Source organism: Chryseobacterium sp. KBW03 (assembly GCF_003852415.1).
GTDB lineage: Bacteria > Bacteroidota > Bacteroidia > Flavobacteriales > Weeksellaceae > Chryseobacterium > Chryseobacterium viscerum.
The window spans coordinates 129,252-145,787 of the sequence record NZ_QAJO01000002.1 but is presented as its reverse complement, the minus strand read 5'-3'; the positions used below and the strand labels follow the sequence as shown (position 1 = coordinate 145,787).

General features: G+C 34.6%; 15 protein-coding genes and 1 tRNA gene. 5 read left to right on the top strand and 11 right to left on the bottom strand.

Annotated features, from left to right (window positions below; translation table 11 throughout):
- Positions 1-43: 43 nt before the first annotated feature.
- Positions 44-130: transfer RNA gene (locus DBR39_RS02660), tRNA-Ser, on the bottom strand.
- A 55-nt stretch (positions 131-185) separates the two neighbouring features.
- Complete coding sequence (locus DBR39_RS02655) at positions 186-1,202, bottom strand: asparaginase (RefSeq protein WP_124530736.1); 1,017 nt, start codon at positions 1,200-1,202, stop codon at positions 186-188.
- Between the two features lie 162 nt (positions 1,203-1,364).
- On the opposite strand from DBR39_RS02655, the gene DBR39_RS02650 reads away from it, so the two are divergent.
- Positions 1,365-2,045 carry a TrmH family RNA methyltransferase gene (locus DBR39_RS02650; protein ID WP_103231623.1) on the top strand — a complete coding sequence of 227 codons (681 nt, stop codon included), beginning with the start codon at positions 1,365-1,367 and terminating at the stop codon, positions 2,043-2,045.
- A gap of 74 nt (positions 2,046-2,119) precedes the next feature.
- On the opposite strand, the gene DBR39_RS02645 is transcribed toward DBR39_RS02650, so the two are convergent.
- The 3 genes from DBR39_RS02645 to tsaD are packed head-to-tail and all read right to left on the bottom strand — an operon-like array spanning position 2,120 to position 4,220.
- A complete protein-coding gene (locus DBR39_RS02645) occupies positions 2,120-2,815 on the bottom strand; it encodes an RsmE family RNA methyltransferase (RefSeq protein WP_124530735.1) in 696 nt (231 codons plus the stop codon).
- Complete coding sequence (locus DBR39_RS02640) at positions 2,812-3,207, bottom strand: hypothetical protein (protein WP_124530734.1); 396 nt, start codon at positions 3,205-3,207, stop codon at positions 2,812-2,814. The genes DBR39_RS02645 and DBR39_RS02640 overlap by 4 nt, the downstream gene beginning before the upstream one ends.
- Positions 3,204-4,220 carry a tRNA (adenosine(37)-N6)-threonylcarbamoyltransferase complex transferase subunit TsaD gene (tsaD, locus tag DBR39_RS02635; protein ID WP_124530733.1) on the bottom strand — a complete coding sequence of 339 codons (1,017 nt, stop codon included), beginning with the start codon at positions 4,218-4,220 and terminating at the stop codon, positions 3,204-3,206. Before tsaD ends, DBR39_RS02640 begins: the two co-directional genes overlap by 4 nt.
- Positions 4,221-4,224: 4 nt before the next feature.
- Between tsaD and DBR39_RS02630 the strand changes: the two genes are divergently transcribed.
- The 3 genes from DBR39_RS02630 (at position 4,225) to DBR39_RS02620 (ending at position 10,067) form a co-directional block, all read left to right on the top strand.
- The gene (locus DBR39_RS02630) at positions 4,225-9,015 is read left to right on the top strand and encodes a translocation/assembly module TamB (protein ID WP_124530732.1); all 4,791 of its coding nucleotides are present in this window, start codon (positions 4,225-4,227) and stop codon (positions 9,013-9,015) included.
- 134 nt (positions 9,016-9,149) lie between these two features.
- Complete coding sequence (locus tag DBR39_RS02625) at positions 9,150-9,620, top strand: Lrp/AsnC family transcriptional regulator (protein ID WP_034696982.1); 471 nt, start codon at positions 9,150-9,152, stop codon at positions 9,618-9,620.
- Positions 9,621-9,689: 69 nt separating this feature from the next.
- Positions 9,690-10,067 carry a hypothetical protein gene (locus tag DBR39_RS02620; RefSeq protein WP_124530731.1) on the top strand — a complete coding sequence of 126 codons (378 nt, stop codon included), beginning with the start codon at positions 9,690-9,692 and terminating at the stop codon, positions 10,065-10,067.
- An 84-nt stretch (positions 10,068-10,151) separates the two neighbouring features.
- On the opposite strand, the gene gwsS is transcribed toward DBR39_RS02620, so the two are convergent.
- The 6 genes from gwsS to DBR39_RS02590 form a co-directional block, all read right to left on the bottom strand.
- Positions 10,152-11,222, bottom strand: coding sequence for a grasp-with-spasm system SPASM domain peptide maturase (gwsS, locus tag DBR39_RS02615; RefSeq protein WP_124530730.1), 1,071 nt, complete (start codon positions 11,220-11,222; stop codon positions 10,152-10,154).
- Positions 11,223-11,271: 49 nt separating this feature from the next.
- Positions 11,272-12,084, bottom strand: a complete 813-nt coding sequence (locus tag DBR39_RS02610) for a GLPGLI family protein (protein WP_124530729.1) — start codon at positions 12,082-12,084, stop codon at positions 11,272-11,274.
- Between the two features lie 9 nt (positions 12,085-12,093).
- Positions 12,094-12,909, bottom strand: a complete 816-nt coding sequence (locus tag DBR39_RS02605) for a GLPGLI family protein (protein ID WP_124530728.1) — start codon at positions 12,907-12,909, stop codon at positions 12,094-12,096.
- A gap of 175 nt (positions 12,910-13,084) precedes the next feature.
- Positions 13,085-13,987, bottom strand: a complete 903-nt coding sequence (gene gwsG, locus DBR39_RS02600) for a grasp-with-spasm system ATP-grasp peptide maturase (protein WP_124530727.1) — start codon at positions 13,985-13,987, stop codon at positions 13,085-13,087.
- Positions 13,984-14,676: a hypothetical protein gene (locus DBR39_RS02595; protein WP_228447751.1), complete on the bottom strand. Its 693-nt coding sequence runs from the start codon at positions 14,674-14,676 to the stop codon at positions 13,984-13,986. The genes gwsG and DBR39_RS02595 overlap by 4 nt, the downstream gene beginning before the upstream one ends.
- Positions 14,677-14,994: 318 nt before the next feature.
- Positions 14,995-15,171 (bottom strand): hypothetical protein, encoded by a 177-nt coding sequence (locus DBR39_RS02590; RefSeq protein ID WP_185147117.1) that lies wholly within the window; start codon positions 15,169-15,171, stop codon positions 14,995-14,997.
- Between the two features lie 811 nt (positions 15,172-15,982).
- Between DBR39_RS02590 and DBR39_RS02585 the strand changes: the two genes are divergently transcribed.
- Complete coding sequence (locus tag DBR39_RS02585) at positions 15,983-16,516, top strand: DUF4303 domain-containing protein (protein ID WP_124530724.1); 534 nt, start codon at positions 15,983-15,985, stop codon at positions 16,514-16,516.
- The last annotated feature ends 20 nt before the right edge of the window (positions 16,517-16,536 follow it).

Genomic DNA, 16,536 nt, shown 5'->3' with positions numbered 1-16,536 from the left:
AATAAGCCTGTGCTAATGTTAGCACAGGCTTTAGTTTTCTTTGCAGAGAGGAAGGGATTCGAACCCTCGATACAGTTACCCGCATACTACCTTTCCAGGGTAGCTCCTTCAACCACTCGGACACCTCTCTTTTTGAGATTGCAAAAATAGTGTATTTTCTTTAATATCCAAATTATTCTTGCAATTTAATCTGTAATTTCTCCACAAAGGCTTCTGGTGAAATTATCTGCAAAGCTTCCGGAGTAACTTGGGTTGTCAATAAGGTGCATTGCTTTGGTGATCGCCGTCTCCGCAGTCATGTCTCTTCCGCTGATGGCACCTATTCTGGAGAAAATATTACTATTTTCATATTTTCCGAAAGAGATACCTCCTGAAATACACTGGCTTACCACCACAATTTCAGTTCCGTTGTTTCTGATTTCCTGAAGGGTTTCCTGCGTTTTTGCACTGCTGAAAATCGTTCCGGAACCAAAAACCTGAAGAATAAGAACCTTCATTTTTGGGATCTCTTTGAAATGGCTCAGATGCATACCCGGAAAAATTCTCCAGAATAAAATATCTTCTGAAATATGTTCATCAACATGAAATTCTACTTCAGGATCACAACGAAATAAGCTGTCTTTGATAATATTCAAATGCACTCCGGACTGTCCTAATATAGGGTAATTCGGACTTGCATAGGCGTCAAAATACTCAGCAGAATATTTCAGGGTTCTGTTCCCTCTTAATAATTTATACTCAAAATAAATGGCAACTTCCTGAATGACTGCTTCATCATTTTCATAAAGGCTGGCATAATAAAGACTCGTCAGAAGATTTTCTTTGGCATCCGTTCTCAGGTCACCAATGGGAAGCTGAGATCCGGTCATAATCACGGGTTTTCTTAATCCTTTTAGCATGAAACTTAATGCTGATGCTGTATAAGACATGGTATCTGTTCCGTGAAGAATCAGGAAACCGTCGTAGTCATCATAATTTTTATGAATATAGTTGGCGATAACTCTCCATTCTTCAGGCCCCATATCCGAAGAATCAAGCGGTGTTTCGAAAGGATGAACAAAGACTTCACATTCCATGAGTCTCATTTCAGGCATCTTTTCAAATATATTACCAAAATCAAAGGCACGGAGACTTCCGGTTTCATAATCTTTTTCCATCCCGATGGTTCCACCGGTATAGATGAGCAGGACTTTTCGCTTCATGTACTATTTTTAATTAAGAATTGGAGCCCGATTAGGGTTCATAGCCCAAAATTACGTTAATTTGCAAAGATTTGAAAATGAATGAAACGCTTACGGTAAAATTTTATGATAATAAGATGATAATCGTAGGTATTACATTAGGCTATTGAAAAAAATAACTAAATGCAGATGAGTGATTTAGCACCTACTTTTGAATATTTAAAGCAGTTTTTAACAGAAGAAAGACTGGCGAAAATTGAACATTTCTCCCAGGAAAGTTCAGATTTTGTGCTTCCGGTTGTAGAAGATGTTTATCAGTTTAGAAATGCCGCAGCCATTGTACGTTCTGTGGAAGCGTGTGGTTTTCATAAAGTAGTGGCTTTACAGGAAGAATACAGCTTTGAGCCCAACCTTCGGGTTACAAAAGGCGCAGATACCTGGGTTGAGGTAGAAAAGCTTCCCCGAAATATGGAATCCTTTCAGAATATTAAAGACAGAGGATACAAAATAGTGGTGGTTTCTTTGGAAAATAATGCTAAAATGCTTCCCGAATATGAGATCACAGAACCTATTGCTTTGGTTTTCGGAACTGAAATGGAAGGCGTATCTCAGGAAATTCTGGATTTTGCAGATGAAACGCTGGCCATTCCGATGTATGGATTTACGAGAAGTTTTAATGTATCTGTGGCAGCTTCCATCTGTATGTATGAATTGAAACAAAAGCTTATAAAATCTGGTATTGAGTATAAATTAGATGAAGAGAAACTTTTGAGAATGAAAATCCTTTGGACGGTCAATTCCATCAGAAGCGGACAGCAGATTTTTGAAAAATATCTTAGAGAAAATAATATTGATTGGAAATAAATAAAAAAAGGAGGTTAGCAGCCTCCTTTATTATTGTTGTCAATAGCTCGAAAACTATTTTTTTGATTCAATATCTATATCATATTGTAATAATTCCATGCTGCTACGAAAACTCCGGCAGTTTCTGTTCTCAGTCTTTGATTTCCGAGAGATACTGCTTTTACTTTATTTTCTGCCAGAAATGCAATTTCCTTTTCAGAAAAATCACCTTCAGGGCCTATTAAAAAAGTAAGCTGTTCCAGTTGAGGAATATTTTTAAGGTCAATTCTTTCCAGATTCTCATGACAGTGCGCTACAAAAGTATGTTCCGGATCAATGTTTTTTAGGAAGTCTGTCAGCTTTACCGCATCATTGATCACAGGAAAATGAAATCTCAAACTTTGCTTTGATGCAGCAATAGCCTGTTTTCTGATCTTATCAATATTGATGTTTTTACGTTCCGTTTTTTCAGTTACAAGAATGGTGATCTCAGAAATACCCATCTCGACAGCCTTTTCCACAAAGAACTCGATTCTGTCAATATTTTTGGTCGGAGCAATAGCAATATGAAGCTTTGGATTGAATCCCGGCAGGTTTTCTTTGATCTCAGAAACTTCAATACCCGCTTTTTTACCTTCTATCAAAAGTTTTCCGGCAGCCAGCTTTCCTTTTCCATCTGTCACATGAATGTCTTCACCATCTTTCATCCGAAGAACTTTTATGATATGTTGCTGCTCTTCATCGTTGATGATCACTTTTTGATCTGCTATTTCTCCGTAAAATAATTTCATATATCCTGGGTTAAAAATGCAACTCCTGTTTTGATAGTTGTATAGATGTCTGTATCACAGTCCCGATAAGAACACATGAATATTTCTTCAATCCAATTATTATTAATAAAAATCAGATTTAAGTATTCCTGTTTTCTCAAATTATTTTTAATAGACAAATAATCTCCTTCTTTGGGAGTGTAAGGAAAACTAAAAAGATGTTCAGAATTTATTGATTTTAAAATTTCTTCTTTTATATCCTGAATGTATCCTTTTTCAGAATTTGATGGAAAATAGTCTAAAGAATTTTCCTGGTTATCATTTTTTCCTGTAATGGTTTCTAATACCCAGTAATATTTTGAATTTTTTTTAGACTGTGTCCCCAGTATTTTTTCTTCTAAGAGTATTTTCATAAATCATATTTTGCTGTTGCTGAAGTTCTCAAATCGGTAAACTCTCCTCTCTCGAATTTCAGTTTCGCTACCATGGCGATCATTGCAGCATTATCTGTAGTATATTCGAATTTGGGAATGTAGATATCCCAGCCCAGCTTTTCTTTGTTGTTTTCCATTGTTTTTCTCAGCGCAGAATTGGCAGAGACACCACCTGCGATAGCAACTTGGTTCACATTGAGATCTTTGGCTGCTTTCTCAAGTTTATTCATCAGAATTTCGATAATAGTCCTTTGTACAGAAGCACAGAGATCATTTAAATTTTCCTTGATGAAATCCGGATTTTTTCTGACTTCTTTCTGAATGAAATACAATACTGAAGTTTTAATTCCGCTGAAAGAATAATCATAGTTTTCCAGCTTTGGCTTATTGAATGTAAAAGCGTCAGGATTTCCTTCTTTAGCGAGTCTGTCAATGATAGGTCCGGCAGGGTAGTCGAGATCAAAAATCTTTCCGATCTTATCAAAAGCTTCTCCGGCGGCATCATCAATGGTTTTCCCGATGATTTCCATGTCAAAATAGTCTTTTACCAATACAATCATGGTATGCCCTCCGCTTACGGTAAGACATAAGAAAGGAAAGGTAGGCGGCACAGGATTTGCATCTTCGATGAAATGGGCTAAAATGTGTGCCTGAAGGTGATTTACTTCAATCAATGGAACATTAAGGCTCATAGCCAAAGACTTAGCAAATGATGTTCCTACAAGAAGAGATCCTAAAAGTCCAGGTCCACGTGTAAATCCTATAGCAGAGATAGCATTTTGTTGTATATTTGCTTTAGAAAAAGATTTTTCAACAACGGGGATAATATTTTGCTGATGGGCCCGTGAAGCTAATTCAGGAACAACACCTCCATATTCTTTGTGGATGGCCTGATTCGCGGCAATGTTTGAAAGAATAGAATTTCCCTTGATGATAGCTGCTGAGGTGTCGTCACAGGACGATTCAATACCTAAAATTATAGAGTCGCTCATAATAATGGCAAAGTTAGAGAATAATAACGAGAATAAGAATAAAAAATCAGTAGCTGAAAACCTAGGGGATCAGGTACAAAAAACTGTCGAAAATGTAGAAGGAAAAGTGCGGGAGACAGTGAAAGAAGCATCTGAGCTGGCTTCAGATGCCCTACATCATCCTGTGGAAACAGCTGAAGAGTTTGGGAAGCAGGCGGTGAAGGATGTTACCAGCTATACATGGTGGGCAAAACTCCTTTTGATTCTCTTTTGGCTGGGTATTGTTCTTGTTGGAGGAATACTTGTTGTCATCAATCTTCCGGTCACAAAACAATGGGCAGCAGATCAGGCTCTTCAGATTGTAAATAAAGATTTTAAATCAGGTTTTTCCACAGAAAGTGTAGATGTAAACTACTTTGGTGATGTAACCATAAAAGGCTTAAAAGTAAAAGATTATAAAGGATTTGATTTTATTACAGCCCGTGAATTCCGTGCAGATTCTGACTGGATATCCCTTGCAGTAAATGCCATCTCCGGAAAAAGCAATTCTCTAAGTTTCAATTCTCTGACCCTTGTAAATGCTGATGTAAAAGTTATTACCTATAAAGGAGACAGTATCTCCAACTTTGTAAGATTTACAGAACTCTTTGATGATGGGAAAAAAAGAGATCCTAAAAAACCTCCTTTTGAGCTGAATTCCAGAGTACAGATCATTGATTCTAAAGTTTCTATTGTTAATGAAAACTCTCCCGGAGAAGAAGGGAAATGGCTTACAGCGACCAAGTTCAATTTAAAAGCACCCAATGTTAAGGTCAACGGTCCGAATGTTTCAGCCTTGATCAATAACATGTCATTTGTCACTTCAAGATGGGGGAAATCTCATATTGTAGATACCTTTTCCACAGAACTGTCTTTAACGAAACAGTTTTTATCGTTAAAAGATCTTACACTGAATACAGACCATACTTTACTTCAGGGGAATATTAAATTTAATCTTCATGACGGTTCATGGTCAGACTTTGCTGACAGGGTACGATGGGATATGAATATTCAGCAGGGAAGCCAGATAAGCGGTTACGATATCAGTTATTTTGTAACGAACTGGGATAATATAAAACCGTTTAATCTTTCGGGAACGATGACGGGGCCTTTAAATAAATTTCACCTGGAAAACTTTCTGATCAGAAACCCTGATGTTAATATTGCAACCAAAACAATGAAGGTTGACAATCTGCTGAAAGGACATTTTGCGATTGAAACGAAAGACCTTTCTACAGATTTTACGTATAAAGATTTAAAAGCAATGATGCCTTCCTTTATCTCCAAAAAGATGAAGAACTTTGCAGATGATTTCGGAAAGTTAAAGTACAACGGAACGGCAAGAGTAAATCCGGATCAGATCTATGTGGATAACGGAAACTTAATGACAGGAATCGGGCAGGCTAAAATTTCTAAGCTGACATTGACAGGCTATAGTACAGCGATGCCTAAATACTCAGGATATCTTGATGTAAAAGATCTTAATACCTCCGTCATTACAAAAAATAAAACAGTAGGTTTAATTTCCGGTAAATTTGATCTGAACGGGCAGAGCTTTGATGTGAATACAATGCGTCTGACAACCAAATCTCAGATTGCGAGTATTGAAATTATGGATAAAACGATCAATAATCTCTATCTGGACGGATTATTGGATCATAAAAAATACAACGGACTTATCACCGTCAATGATGAGCAGGCAAAAGCTACGATCAAAGGATTGATAGATTTCAGTACTTCAAGAGTAGCAATGGATGTGAATGCAGACGTTACTTACCTGAACATGAACTATTTTACCAATAAACCTGGCAGCCAGGTGGTAAGCGGTCAGGTTGATGGGAAGATGGCCATGTCTTCCATTAACGATCTTACTTTAGATGTCGACGCTAATAATCTTCACTTTGCTACGGCTACTCAAAAATATAATATTCCGAATGCCAAATTGAAAACATTCGTAGAAGCAGGAGGGCGTGTGATTGATGTAGATGCGCCGGGAGCAGCTACGGGTAAAATATCCGGAAGATACAGCCTGGCAGATCTTGTCGGAATGGTAGAAAATGGGGTAGGACGAATTTTGGTAGGACCGCCACCGAGAAAATTGTACCATGGGCAGAATTTTGCCCTGAAGTTTGATATTCAGCAGGGATTGGTCAATTACTTTTTACCTGACCTGAGATTGCCGAACGGAGCATTGGTGGAAGGAGAATATGACGGAAATTCAAATAACCTGATTCTGAATCTGGATGCAGCTTCTTTGAAATATATCATGACGAAGGAAGAGGAAATTACCGATGCTGATAAAGCGCTGGCAGCTTCCAATCCTGATTATAAAGTGAATGACCGCAAGAATCTCAACAGAGACAGTGCTATGGTTGATAGTGTTAAAGTTAGAATTAATACAGCAGACCTTAACCAGCAGTTGTATGCGAAGATCAATAGAGTGGTTTACAACAAAAACGTAATCAAAGATTTTGAGCTTAAAGGAAATAATGAAAACGGAAATACTCTTCATTTAGCGACCGTATTTAAACACGGAAGCCCTGATGATGAATTGAATGAAAAGCTTAAAGAATATGCCATCAATGTAGATCAGTCTACGGATGCAGCAGGAGATTATGTATTCAGGTTTGAACCTACTGAAGTGAAATTTAATGAAGTTACCTGGGCTATTGATACCAGTCCGGAACTGAATCATTCCATTACATATAGAAGAGAAACCGGAGATTTTGATATCAGAAACCTAAGGGTTTATTCTGATAAAAGTGCGTTGTTTATTAAAGAAGCACAGTTTAAATCGGCAAAAGATTTCTACGTAGATGCTGATATCAATGACTTTTCTGTGGAAAAGCTTCTTGAAATGCAGTCCGGAGGAAACACCATGGATATAAAGGGGCTTGCCAATGGAAGTGTGAAAATCAAAATGGATAAAAGCACACTGCAGCCACTGGTAGATCTTACCATTGATGATATTAAGATGAATGGCAATGATATGGGGGATATCTCTATTTCTGCCACTAATGGATTCTCTCTGAATGTGTATGATATTGATGTAAAAGTACACTCTGCGGGAGTACTTGGAAATAACAGCCTTAATCTGACAGGAACTGTCAATAATAATACTTCTTCGCCGATCATTGATCTTACCGCAGAAATGCGTGATTTTGACCTGTCATTTACCCAACAGTTTGTACAGACTATTTTTGGAAACATTCGTGGTAAGGCTACAGGAGATCTTAAAATCAATGGAAAGCTTAGCAATCTGGATTACAATGGAGATATTGCTTTAAAAGATTTTGGATTAAAATTGTTATTCACGGGAGTAGATTACGCGTTTGATGACACTGTGATTCAGCTGACGAAAGGTCTTGCGATTCTCAACAATATTGAGGTGCATGACGGAAGAAGCAATTCCAAAGGGAATATTTCCGGTGCGATTCAGTTTGAAACCCTTTCTTCAATGGGGGTGTCTCTCGTAATGAGAGCAGACAACCTGCTGATGCTGAATACCTCACAAAAAGATTTTGACCTGTTCTGGGGAAGAGTCTACGGGCAGGGGGATCTCTACGTAGACGGACCCGTTTCGGGACTGAGTATCACCACTCCTAATATGAAGGCACTTAACGGAAGTACCTTTACCTTTAATTCCAGTTCCACTTCCAATGTTGAGGAATTCAAAATGCTGAGGTTCCTGAAAGAAGGAAAAGACGGTCTGATTACGCTGGAAGAAAAGAAAAAAACGGGAGCCAATATGAATATTGATTTCAATCTGGCTGTAGATAAAGGAACCACCGTAAATGTACTGGTGGGTGATGATGTTGGAAATATTACCGTAAAAGGATCAGCGGACCCGTTGAGATTCCACATGAACAGGCAGGGGAATATTGCGATGAGCGGTACCTATAAAGTAGATAACGGAACCTTTGTTTCCAAAGCCATTCTTAATAAAACTTTCCAGATAGAAAGGAACAGTAGTATCAGATGGGATGGTGATGCTATGAAACCCGCATTAGACATTAATGCCAACTATATGAGGATGGTTTCCAATGCCGGGGAATACTTAAGCATGGGGAAACTGCAACCTATCAGTATTTTGCTTCAGGCTCATATTACCCAGTCGTTGGTAGACCCTCATATTGATCTTAATGTAACCGCTATGGATGTATCCAGTCAGGTAAGGGAAACTCTTGCGGCGAAAATGAGCCAGGAAGGAGAGAAAGTCCTTCAGTTTGGTTCCGTCCTGCTATTGAGTACCTTCAACGTATCAAACTCCGGCGGGGTGGATGTGAATGTAGGAAATGTAGCAGAATCTTCCGGATACAATATGTTACTGAAACAGCTGGGATCTGTACTTAATACCATGAGTAATGAATTTCAGATTGACCTGAATTATGTAAAAGGGGACCAGAATTCAAATTTTGGTGACAGAGCAAATGCCGGATTGAGTGTAGCTCTTTCTCCAAGAGTAAATATAAAAACCGGTTTGGGTATCCCATTATCGAAGACAGATGGCGCACAAAACAATTATTTGTCTACAGAAGGGTCTGTAGAGTATGATTTGTCTAAAAAGAATGACGGTACGCTGGTTATACGTGCTTATTCCAAACCTACGAACATCGGAATGGTGAGTACAAACGGTTCTGCTAACCAAGCTTATGGTGGAGGGGTTGTGTGGAGTAAAAGCTTCAATTCTTTGTTTAAAAAGAAGAAAAAAGATAAAAAAACTTCAGATGCAAAAGGTGAAATAAAAACAGATTCTATAAAATCGAATGCTAAATAATTAGAATATTTTAATGATTTTTATCATCTGTGTTAATTATTGTTAATATTTGATATATATTTTTTAGTTAAATTATTTTTCGTAAATTTGCAAAAAATACATAGATTTTTTAAAGAAATTGTAATTTAACTAATATGAACTATCAACTGGACGAAATAGACAAGAAGATTCTTGATTTCTTAGTAGAAAACACAAGAATGCCTTTTACTGAAATTGCAAAGCAGATGGACGTTTCTGCTGGAACAATTCACGTAAGAGTGAAAAAGATGGAAGATGCAGGTATTATTTTGGGATCATCTCTTAATATCGATTATGGTAAATTAGATTACCACTTTACAGCTTTCATAGGTATCCTTTTGACAAAATCAAACCGTACTCAGGAAGTATTGAAAGAATTGTCAACTTTACCAAACGTAATTGAGGCTAGCGTTATTTCCGGGAAATATAATATTTTCTGTAAAGTAAGAGCCAAGAATACTGATGATGCTAAAAGAATTATTTACCAGATAGATGACATTCAGGACGTAATGAGAACTGAAAGTATGATTTCTATGGAAGAATTCTTAAGTGACAAAAACAGACTGATCAACGCTATCTCTGTGTAAGTCAAATTTTAAACGAATAATTATAAAAGAACTTATGAAATCTCTCATAAGTTCTTTATTTTTGTAGGTATGGAAGAATACAGTTATTTTGACGAAGATCCGAAGAAAGGATGGGGATTTGTTCTGGCATTTGCAGCTTTGATGTTGTTTACCATAATGGGCTTGGGAATTGATGTGGATGAATATCTGCAGCATGAATACCTGCAGATTCCAAGGTGGTATTTCTACGTTATTTTTTCAATTGATGTACTGATGATGCTGGGGCTGGTATTGATGTTCTTCTACAGAAAAGCAGGGATCTTTATGTTTCCAGCTTTGCTGGTGATGCACTTCTTTATGCACAATTATTATCTGTCTACATTTTTGTATACAGATGTTACCAATCTTTTCCTGTTTACAGGATTCGGAATGCTTGCCATTATCCCGAAATGGAAATTTTTCAAATAAGATCTAATCAATTTACAATAAGATAATAAACCGCTTTTAAATGAAATTTAAAAGCGGTTTTTGAATCCTACAAGAGAAAAAGTATTATCTGAGTTCCAGCGAATGAAAAATTTTTTGCTTTAAAGGATTCTTTGTCCAGTTTTCCCATTTTCCCGCATAGGGATTGTAGCCACATTTTAAAGGTTTTGATACATCTAGTCCCTTTTTGTTTTTAGCGGTATTTTCGGTGTATGCCCTGCAGTCTGTACAGACATATCGGAACTCACAGTCCTTGCAGATTTCTATATTGTCTTTGGTGAGATTCCAATATTTTTTGAAATCAGGTTGAACTATTGCTTCTTCAAGGCTGTGATTATGGATATTTCCAAAACTTTCAATCATCAGCGGACAGTTTTTGATATTACCGTTTCTGTCAATGCCTATCTTTTTATACAGGCAGGAATTGTAGTTCTTGGCTTCCAGCACTTTTGGAAGGTTGGTATTGAAATATTTCAGTTCCACTTTTCCACAGGCAAATAGTTTCAGATCATCTTCCAGAAAATGGAGTGAGAATCTATATTCATCTTTAGCTTTGAAAGGAGATTTCGGGCAATTGTAGAAAATGAGGCTGTATATTCTGACTGTATTTTTTTGAAGGACCTGTATAAAAGATAGGTTTGTTTCCTGATGAAAGGGAGAAAATATTTCTATTCCTGATAATACTGAGGTTTTAAAGATATCATCAATTTCTATAAATTCCTTTGTTGTTAATGGTTTTATACTGTAAATAACCAAATGCTTACTTCCAAGGTTTTCTATAGAAGGTTTTATTTTTTTCAGTAACTCAATGTCTTCCATTTCTACAAAGAGATCTGTAATGATGCTGGGTTCATGATAATCATAAGAAAGGGGAGGAAAGTTTCTGTCCCAATCGCTTTCAGTGACAAATCCATATTCTTTTTCCAGCAGGAGATTGATATATTCCTGAACAATTGATCTGGATTCTTTATCATAACCTTTCAGGATATCTTCAATAGAATGAGTTTTCAGCTCTGCTATAAGCTCATACAGTTCCAATGGATACAATTCTGACGCATTTCTCTGCAGGTCTGAGATGAGTATCCGGGTTGCTCCTTTGGTGATCAGGATGTTGCTGAATAGATTAAAATAGTTCATAAGTTAATTAAGTAGAGATTAATTGCTTTCTTGGAGAATCTATATTATTTTAAAGTTTATGATATTCGATTTTATGATTGAGTTCAATAGGATTATTGTTTTTTCTGATATTTTCTTGCTCGTCTTTATTCATTTGCCTAATATCAAAATCAATAACATTTCCGTGAGCATCTTGCATGATGACCTTTTTTGCATTTCTGATTTTTTGTTCCATTTCAGCATTGGGGTTCTCATAATATGATTTTGCTAATTGATCATATTTATTCCAATCAATGACTATTGCTTTTTCTCTGGCATTAAATAAGTTGACGGATTTTTTAATTTGTATTAGGTCGAATTTATAATCTCCACTGCTGTCTGTTATAGAAATAATCAATCCGGGTAGATTGTTAAAAATATAAGGACCGTCATTAATAGGGATATCATTAGAAAACCATGCTGTCCATTCTCTATTTCCGTAGGTAGTAACGGCTTTTTGAGAATTATATATTCCAATTTTTTTCTTTTCTGAAGATATTTCCCATTTTATGGTTTCTTCAATAGGGAGAAAATAGCAGAATTGGCCGTTTGTGATTATTTTTGATATTTTATTTTTTGAAAGATCTTTCTTTATATAAAATTGATTTTCAAAGCCTGAAGAAAGCATTGGTGAACCATTATTCATTTTCAATGAATCAGATTTTCGATCCATACTTTCTCTGAAGATAGATTGTTTGTCTACAAAATCTAAAATCATAGTTTGGGTAATAAACTGATCGGACATTTGGTGGCTTAATCGGTAATTTACCTCATAAATAAAACTCATTTTTTGCCCGAAACAAAAGGAAGTTAATGCTACCAGAATTAAACTTAATTTATTCATATATATTAGTTATTTATATTCTACTTTATAATTTAACTCAATAGGATTATTCTTCTCCCGAATTCTTTTTTGAATATTCTCTCTCATTTCTTTAAAGTTGGTTTTTATTATATTTCCGTTTTCATCAAAAGATGTTATATCAGATTTTTTGATCATAGATAATGGTTCGGTGTAGTAGTTTTTTTGAAGTTTTTGAAAGTCTTCCCAACTAATTTTCTTTTGAAACTTATCTGTATAAAGCTCTTTCCATTTAAAGTTTCTTACTTGAATGAGCTCAAAATCATAATCAAATTTTTCATCAGAAATTTTTACAATCAGCCCTGGCAGTCCATAAAAAACATATGGACCTTGTTGTAAAGGGATTTCGTTTGTAAACCATGCAGTCCAGTTTCTTCCTCCATATTCTACTTCTGCTTTTTGGCAGTTGTAATTGCCAATTTTCTTTTTTTCTTCAATAATTTTCCAATGAAATTCTTCATTAACAGGAATAGCATAAATATTATAAATTAAAGGAACAAAGACATATTTTAAAACCCCTCGGCTACCGCCTTTTTTATAAACATAAAGCTGTTTATTTTTATATTCCATATCAAATCCGTTTCCCCAACCTCTTTTTGCCCTTAATGAATCAGATTCACGAAATTTATCTGACCGGAATACATATTCTTGATCCTTAACATCTAAATAGAAAACGGTTTTTTCAGTTTTCAAGCTATCAGAATTAGGCTTATAATTAAGCTCATATATAAAGCTGGTATTCTGTGCCTTTAAAAATGAAACCATAATTATTAAATACGAATAGAATATAAAAGTAAATGCTTTCATAATAACCTTGTAAGTGGTTTAAAGGGTTTTTCACGAATGTAAAAATCAGAGCTATATTTTTTAGATTCTAAAAAACATACGGTATCACTGGTAAGTTTTGCATTAGCTTTACTACCAAATTTCGTTATATTTTTAAATGTTAGTGGGAGTTTATGCTTTTCTCCAAATCTATTTTTCATAAGTATTCTGCTATTTCTTTTTCTAATGAGTAATTACATATTTTTGATAAATATCCAAATTGCCCTATTGGATTTACCTCTAAAAAATAAAACTTATCTCCACTTTTCATAAAATCCAAAGAACCACAATTCAGATCAAGAAGCTGCATCAGCTGATGAACTTTTTCTTCGATCTCGATTGGAAGATTATATCTTATATTTCTATTGCGCTTTTTATAGTTATAATTTCTAAAATCAACTTTTGTCTGTTCGTCATTTTGTGAAAAAATACCTATCGACCAACATTTCCCATTTAAATAGAAAGTTCTTATCTCAAAATCCTTTTCAATTTTTTCCTGAAAGAGAGTAGGAAAGAAATCTTCTTTTTCATATTCTTCAACTACTGAAGTAAACATCATCCCATTTGAATTTTTATAGAAAAATTCTAGCATAGGGTTTCCTGCTATGGTTTTTACTATTGTTTTTCCCAAAATAACATCATCAGTATTCTCAGATATAAAGTATGGCGGAACATCTAAACCTACTTTTTCAGCTTCCTCTAATACCAAGAGTTTATTTACCAAACTATTACTTTCTTTATTGATATGCTTTACAGATTCAAGTTTTTTCTTCACATAATCTTCTAGCCAGTGCTGTGCTTCATTCATGTTGATATTTATAGCCTTATTTTTATATCGAAGACGTTTAAAATTCAATCCTCCCCTTCTATACCACACACTAAGTATATCATTAAGAAAAAAAGTGTTCCGGGCACTTTCTAAAAAAATACTTTTATTCCGAATTTTGATTTCAAATATTTCGTCCTCATGCACTCGGATAAATTTTTTCTGCATTACTAAAAGCCATTTGATAACTTCTGTAGTTGAAATATCATTATTATCAGAAATTATTAATATCATTTTTTCTTTGAATTATTTTTTAAAAATTCTTTTGTTATTTTTCTTCTAACTTTAAGACTTTGTAGGCCGATAAGTTTTCTATTGTAATTAATATTCACAGAATCTTTTATAATTTCTTCATCAGTACTTTTTACACCATATACAGGTTTTAAATGATTAACCTGAACATGTCTTTCTACCATTTCTACATAATCCCGTGGTGGTAGATCACCGGATTTTACATAGTTCAATAGTTTAGTTTTGAAATACTCATAGTCTTCTATTTGTGCCATATGATTTAAATAAATCAACATTGGCATAAAAACACCATCATTTGTTTCAAGTCCTATTTTTTGCATTGATGGGTAGCCATAGTTTCTTAATGTCCACTTTAGCAATGCAGCATTTTTTCTAAAATTATTTAGTGATTGTTGACCAGTTATTGAATCCTTTGCCTGATCTCTGATAAATGCAATTCTAAAAGAATCAATAAGTTGCTTGTTTAACGAATTTTTCCATTCTACTACCTTCTGCTCTACTGTAATACTATCAATACCATATTTTTTATATAGTTTAAAAAAATCTGTATCTTCTCGTTTGAACTTCCAATATGGAGCAACTAAGGGTATAAGTTTATATAGACTTTTTTTTCCTCCAAAATTTTTATTGTATTTATCTGAAAACTTAATATAGTTTTCGTATTCTTCCATTCTTTCATCATTTCGTGGCTCAAAATTTCGGAATACTCTTTTAAATTTTTTTATAGCAGTAAGAGTATCATTCTTCATTCTGTAGATACTGTCAATTGAATTTACACTGTTGTAATATGCAATGTAATCAAGTTTATTATTTCGACATGAAGTTAAAATAAAGTAGCTGGCAACAAAAAAAATGCTACTAATTTTAAAGTATTTTTTTGTACAACTATACATTTTGAAAAATTTTTAATTGATACTCTGATTTCGTATTAAACCAAAAGAACTAAAGAGAAATTCTCTCTTTAGCTCCTAATAGTTTAAATGTAATGCTTAAGCAGGTTCTGTGATAACAGCTACTAATTTATTATCTCTGTATACACCTGTATCAGAACCACTTCCTGTTTCATGTGTCCATTGCATGGTTGTTTCAGCCATCAATAGACCTCCGTTGATTTTTGATAAATCATTTAACTTCTTGTTTTCTAAAGAAGAGAAGTCTCTCTTCATTCCATTTAATTTTTTCATGTTGATAATTTTTTGTTGTGTTGTGTAAAATCATTTGTGCCATATAAACCCTGACATTGGGATTGAATACTTCACATATTTTCATGTACTGTACACATACAATGCAAAGATGTAGAATGTATTTCGTCAACGTTGATTGGGGTAAAACTATAAATATTTAGATCACTTCGAGGAGATAAAATGTGCAATTCATTTGTTTTTTATTCTATGCACAAATACAAATTTTGACGTGGATTATAGCTTGGATTTGGTGAAATATCTGAAATTTGGAAAAGTATAAAGTGAAGTCTGATCATGTAAAGAAAATATCAGATCATTATAATATGTTGTACGGGAATATATTCTATTGTACAATAAGCTAAATGAGTATTGAAAATCAGGGTTCTAGTGTCTTTTTTGGTGAGAAAATTTTTAGTTCTATAGACTTTTGCCCAAAAATGTTCGGGTAATCATTATCGAAATGAAGATTTTGGGCTCAGAAAATCATTGATAATTCTTATCATGCAAGAAATATCTATGCTTATACAAACAAATTTTCTCGGAAATATCACTGGATTGAGATATGATATAACAGAATATCAAAGAAAAAAAATATTCTCAGAGAAGTAGGATATATTCTTGACCATAGTTACATTTTTGAGGATTGATCGAAGAAATTGCAAGTCTGATGATCATAAAATTCTAAAATAAATTATCCATAATCATGAAACTGGCTAGACTTCTAGAAAATATAATGCGTTGATTTGGCAGGATAAAGGTAATTTTACCGCCCATTTTAAAAAAGAAAAGAAGTATGGATTTTGAAATTTTGAAACAGCAGATAGAAAATGCTGCTAAGAAGGCTTTTTTAGAAGTGTATGAAAAACATGGAGCCGAAGGAATTTACAGCTTTGCATTGTACAGTGACGAGGGAGCAATGACGGTATGTCCTGCTGCCAATACAATGAAAGTAATGGAAACGGCAGATGAAGACGACATTCTTTATTATAAATATGAGCCGGCAGAATGGATCTATGAAATGAAAGGAGCCGATAAAGAATTCAATGAAATCTGTACTCAATTGAGGACGGAACTGGATAAACATGACGATGATGATCAGTGGTTTGAAGGTTTTCAGACTACACTTTATTCTACATGCATCGAAGTGTTGGAGAAACTTAAAAATGAAAACTTTTTTACACAAATCACAGGCAAAGATGTTTTCCTGATATTTACGGTTTCAGAGTATGAGTTTGAGACAAAAGATCTGCAGGATATTATCATCAGACTCAATGATAATGAATACAAAAGTGAATATCTGGACTGGATGGCTACCTGGGGCAATTAAAAGAATGAGGAATTAAAAAA

Bases quoted from the DNA above. Each gene is read 5' to 3' on its own strand.
- DBR39_RS02650 (WP_103231623.1), top strand. From the start codon at position 1,365: ATGCAGATGAGTGATTTAGCACCTACTTTTGAATATTTAAAGCAGTTT.
- gwsS (WP_124530730.1), bottom strand. From the start codon at position 11,222: ATGAACTATTTTAATCTATTCAGCAACATCCTGATCACCAAAGGAGCA.
- DBR39_RS02640 (WP_124530734.1), bottom strand. From the start codon at position 3,207: ATGAAAATACTCTTAGAAGAAAAAATACTGGGGACACAGTCTAAAAAA.
- DBR39_RS02610 (WP_124530729.1), bottom strand. From the start codon at position 12,084: ATGAATAAATTAAGTTTAATTCTGGTAGCATTAACTTCCTTTTGTTTC.
- gwsG (WP_124530727.1), bottom strand. From the start codon at position 13,987: ATGATATTAATAATTTCTGATAATAATGATATTTCAACTACAGAAGTT.
- DBR39_RS02620 (WP_124530731.1), top strand. From the start codon at position 9,690: ATGGAAGAATACAGTTATTTTGACGAAGATCCGAAGAAAGGATGGGGA.
- DBR39_RS02625 (WP_034696982.1), top strand. From the start codon at position 9,150: ATGAACTATCAACTGGACGAAATAGACAAGAAGATTCTTGATTTCTTA.
- DBR39_RS02605 (WP_124530728.1), bottom strand. From the start codon at position 12,909: ATGAAAGCATTTACTTTTATATTCTATTCGTATTTAATAATTATGGTT.
- DBR39_RS02590 (WP_185147117.1), bottom strand. From the start codon at position 15,171: ATGAAGAGAGACTTCTCTTCTTTAGAAAACAAGAAGTTAAATGATTTA.
- DBR39_RS02645 (WP_124530735.1), bottom strand. From the start codon at position 2,815: ATGAAATTATTTTACGGAGAAATAGCAGATCAAAAAGTGATCATCAAC.
- DBR39_RS02585 (WP_124530724.1), top strand. From the start codon at position 15,983: ATGGATTTTGAAATTTTGAAACAGCAGATAGAAAATGCTGCTAAGAAG.
- DBR39_RS02630 (WP_124530732.1), top strand. From the start codon at position 4,225: ATGGCAAAGTTAGAGAATAATAACGAGAATAAGAATAAAAAATCAGTA.
- DBR39_RS02595 (WP_228447751.1), bottom strand. From the start codon at position 14,676: ATGGAAGAATACGAAAACTATATTAAGTTTTCAGATAAATACAATAAA.
- tsaD (WP_124530733.1), bottom strand. From the start codon at position 4,220: ATGAGCGACTCTATAATTTTAGGTATTGAATCGTCCTGTGACGACACC.
- DBR39_RS02655 (WP_124530736.1), bottom strand. From the start codon at position 1,202: ATGAAGCGAAAAGTCCTGCTCATCTATACCGGTGGAACCATCGGGATG.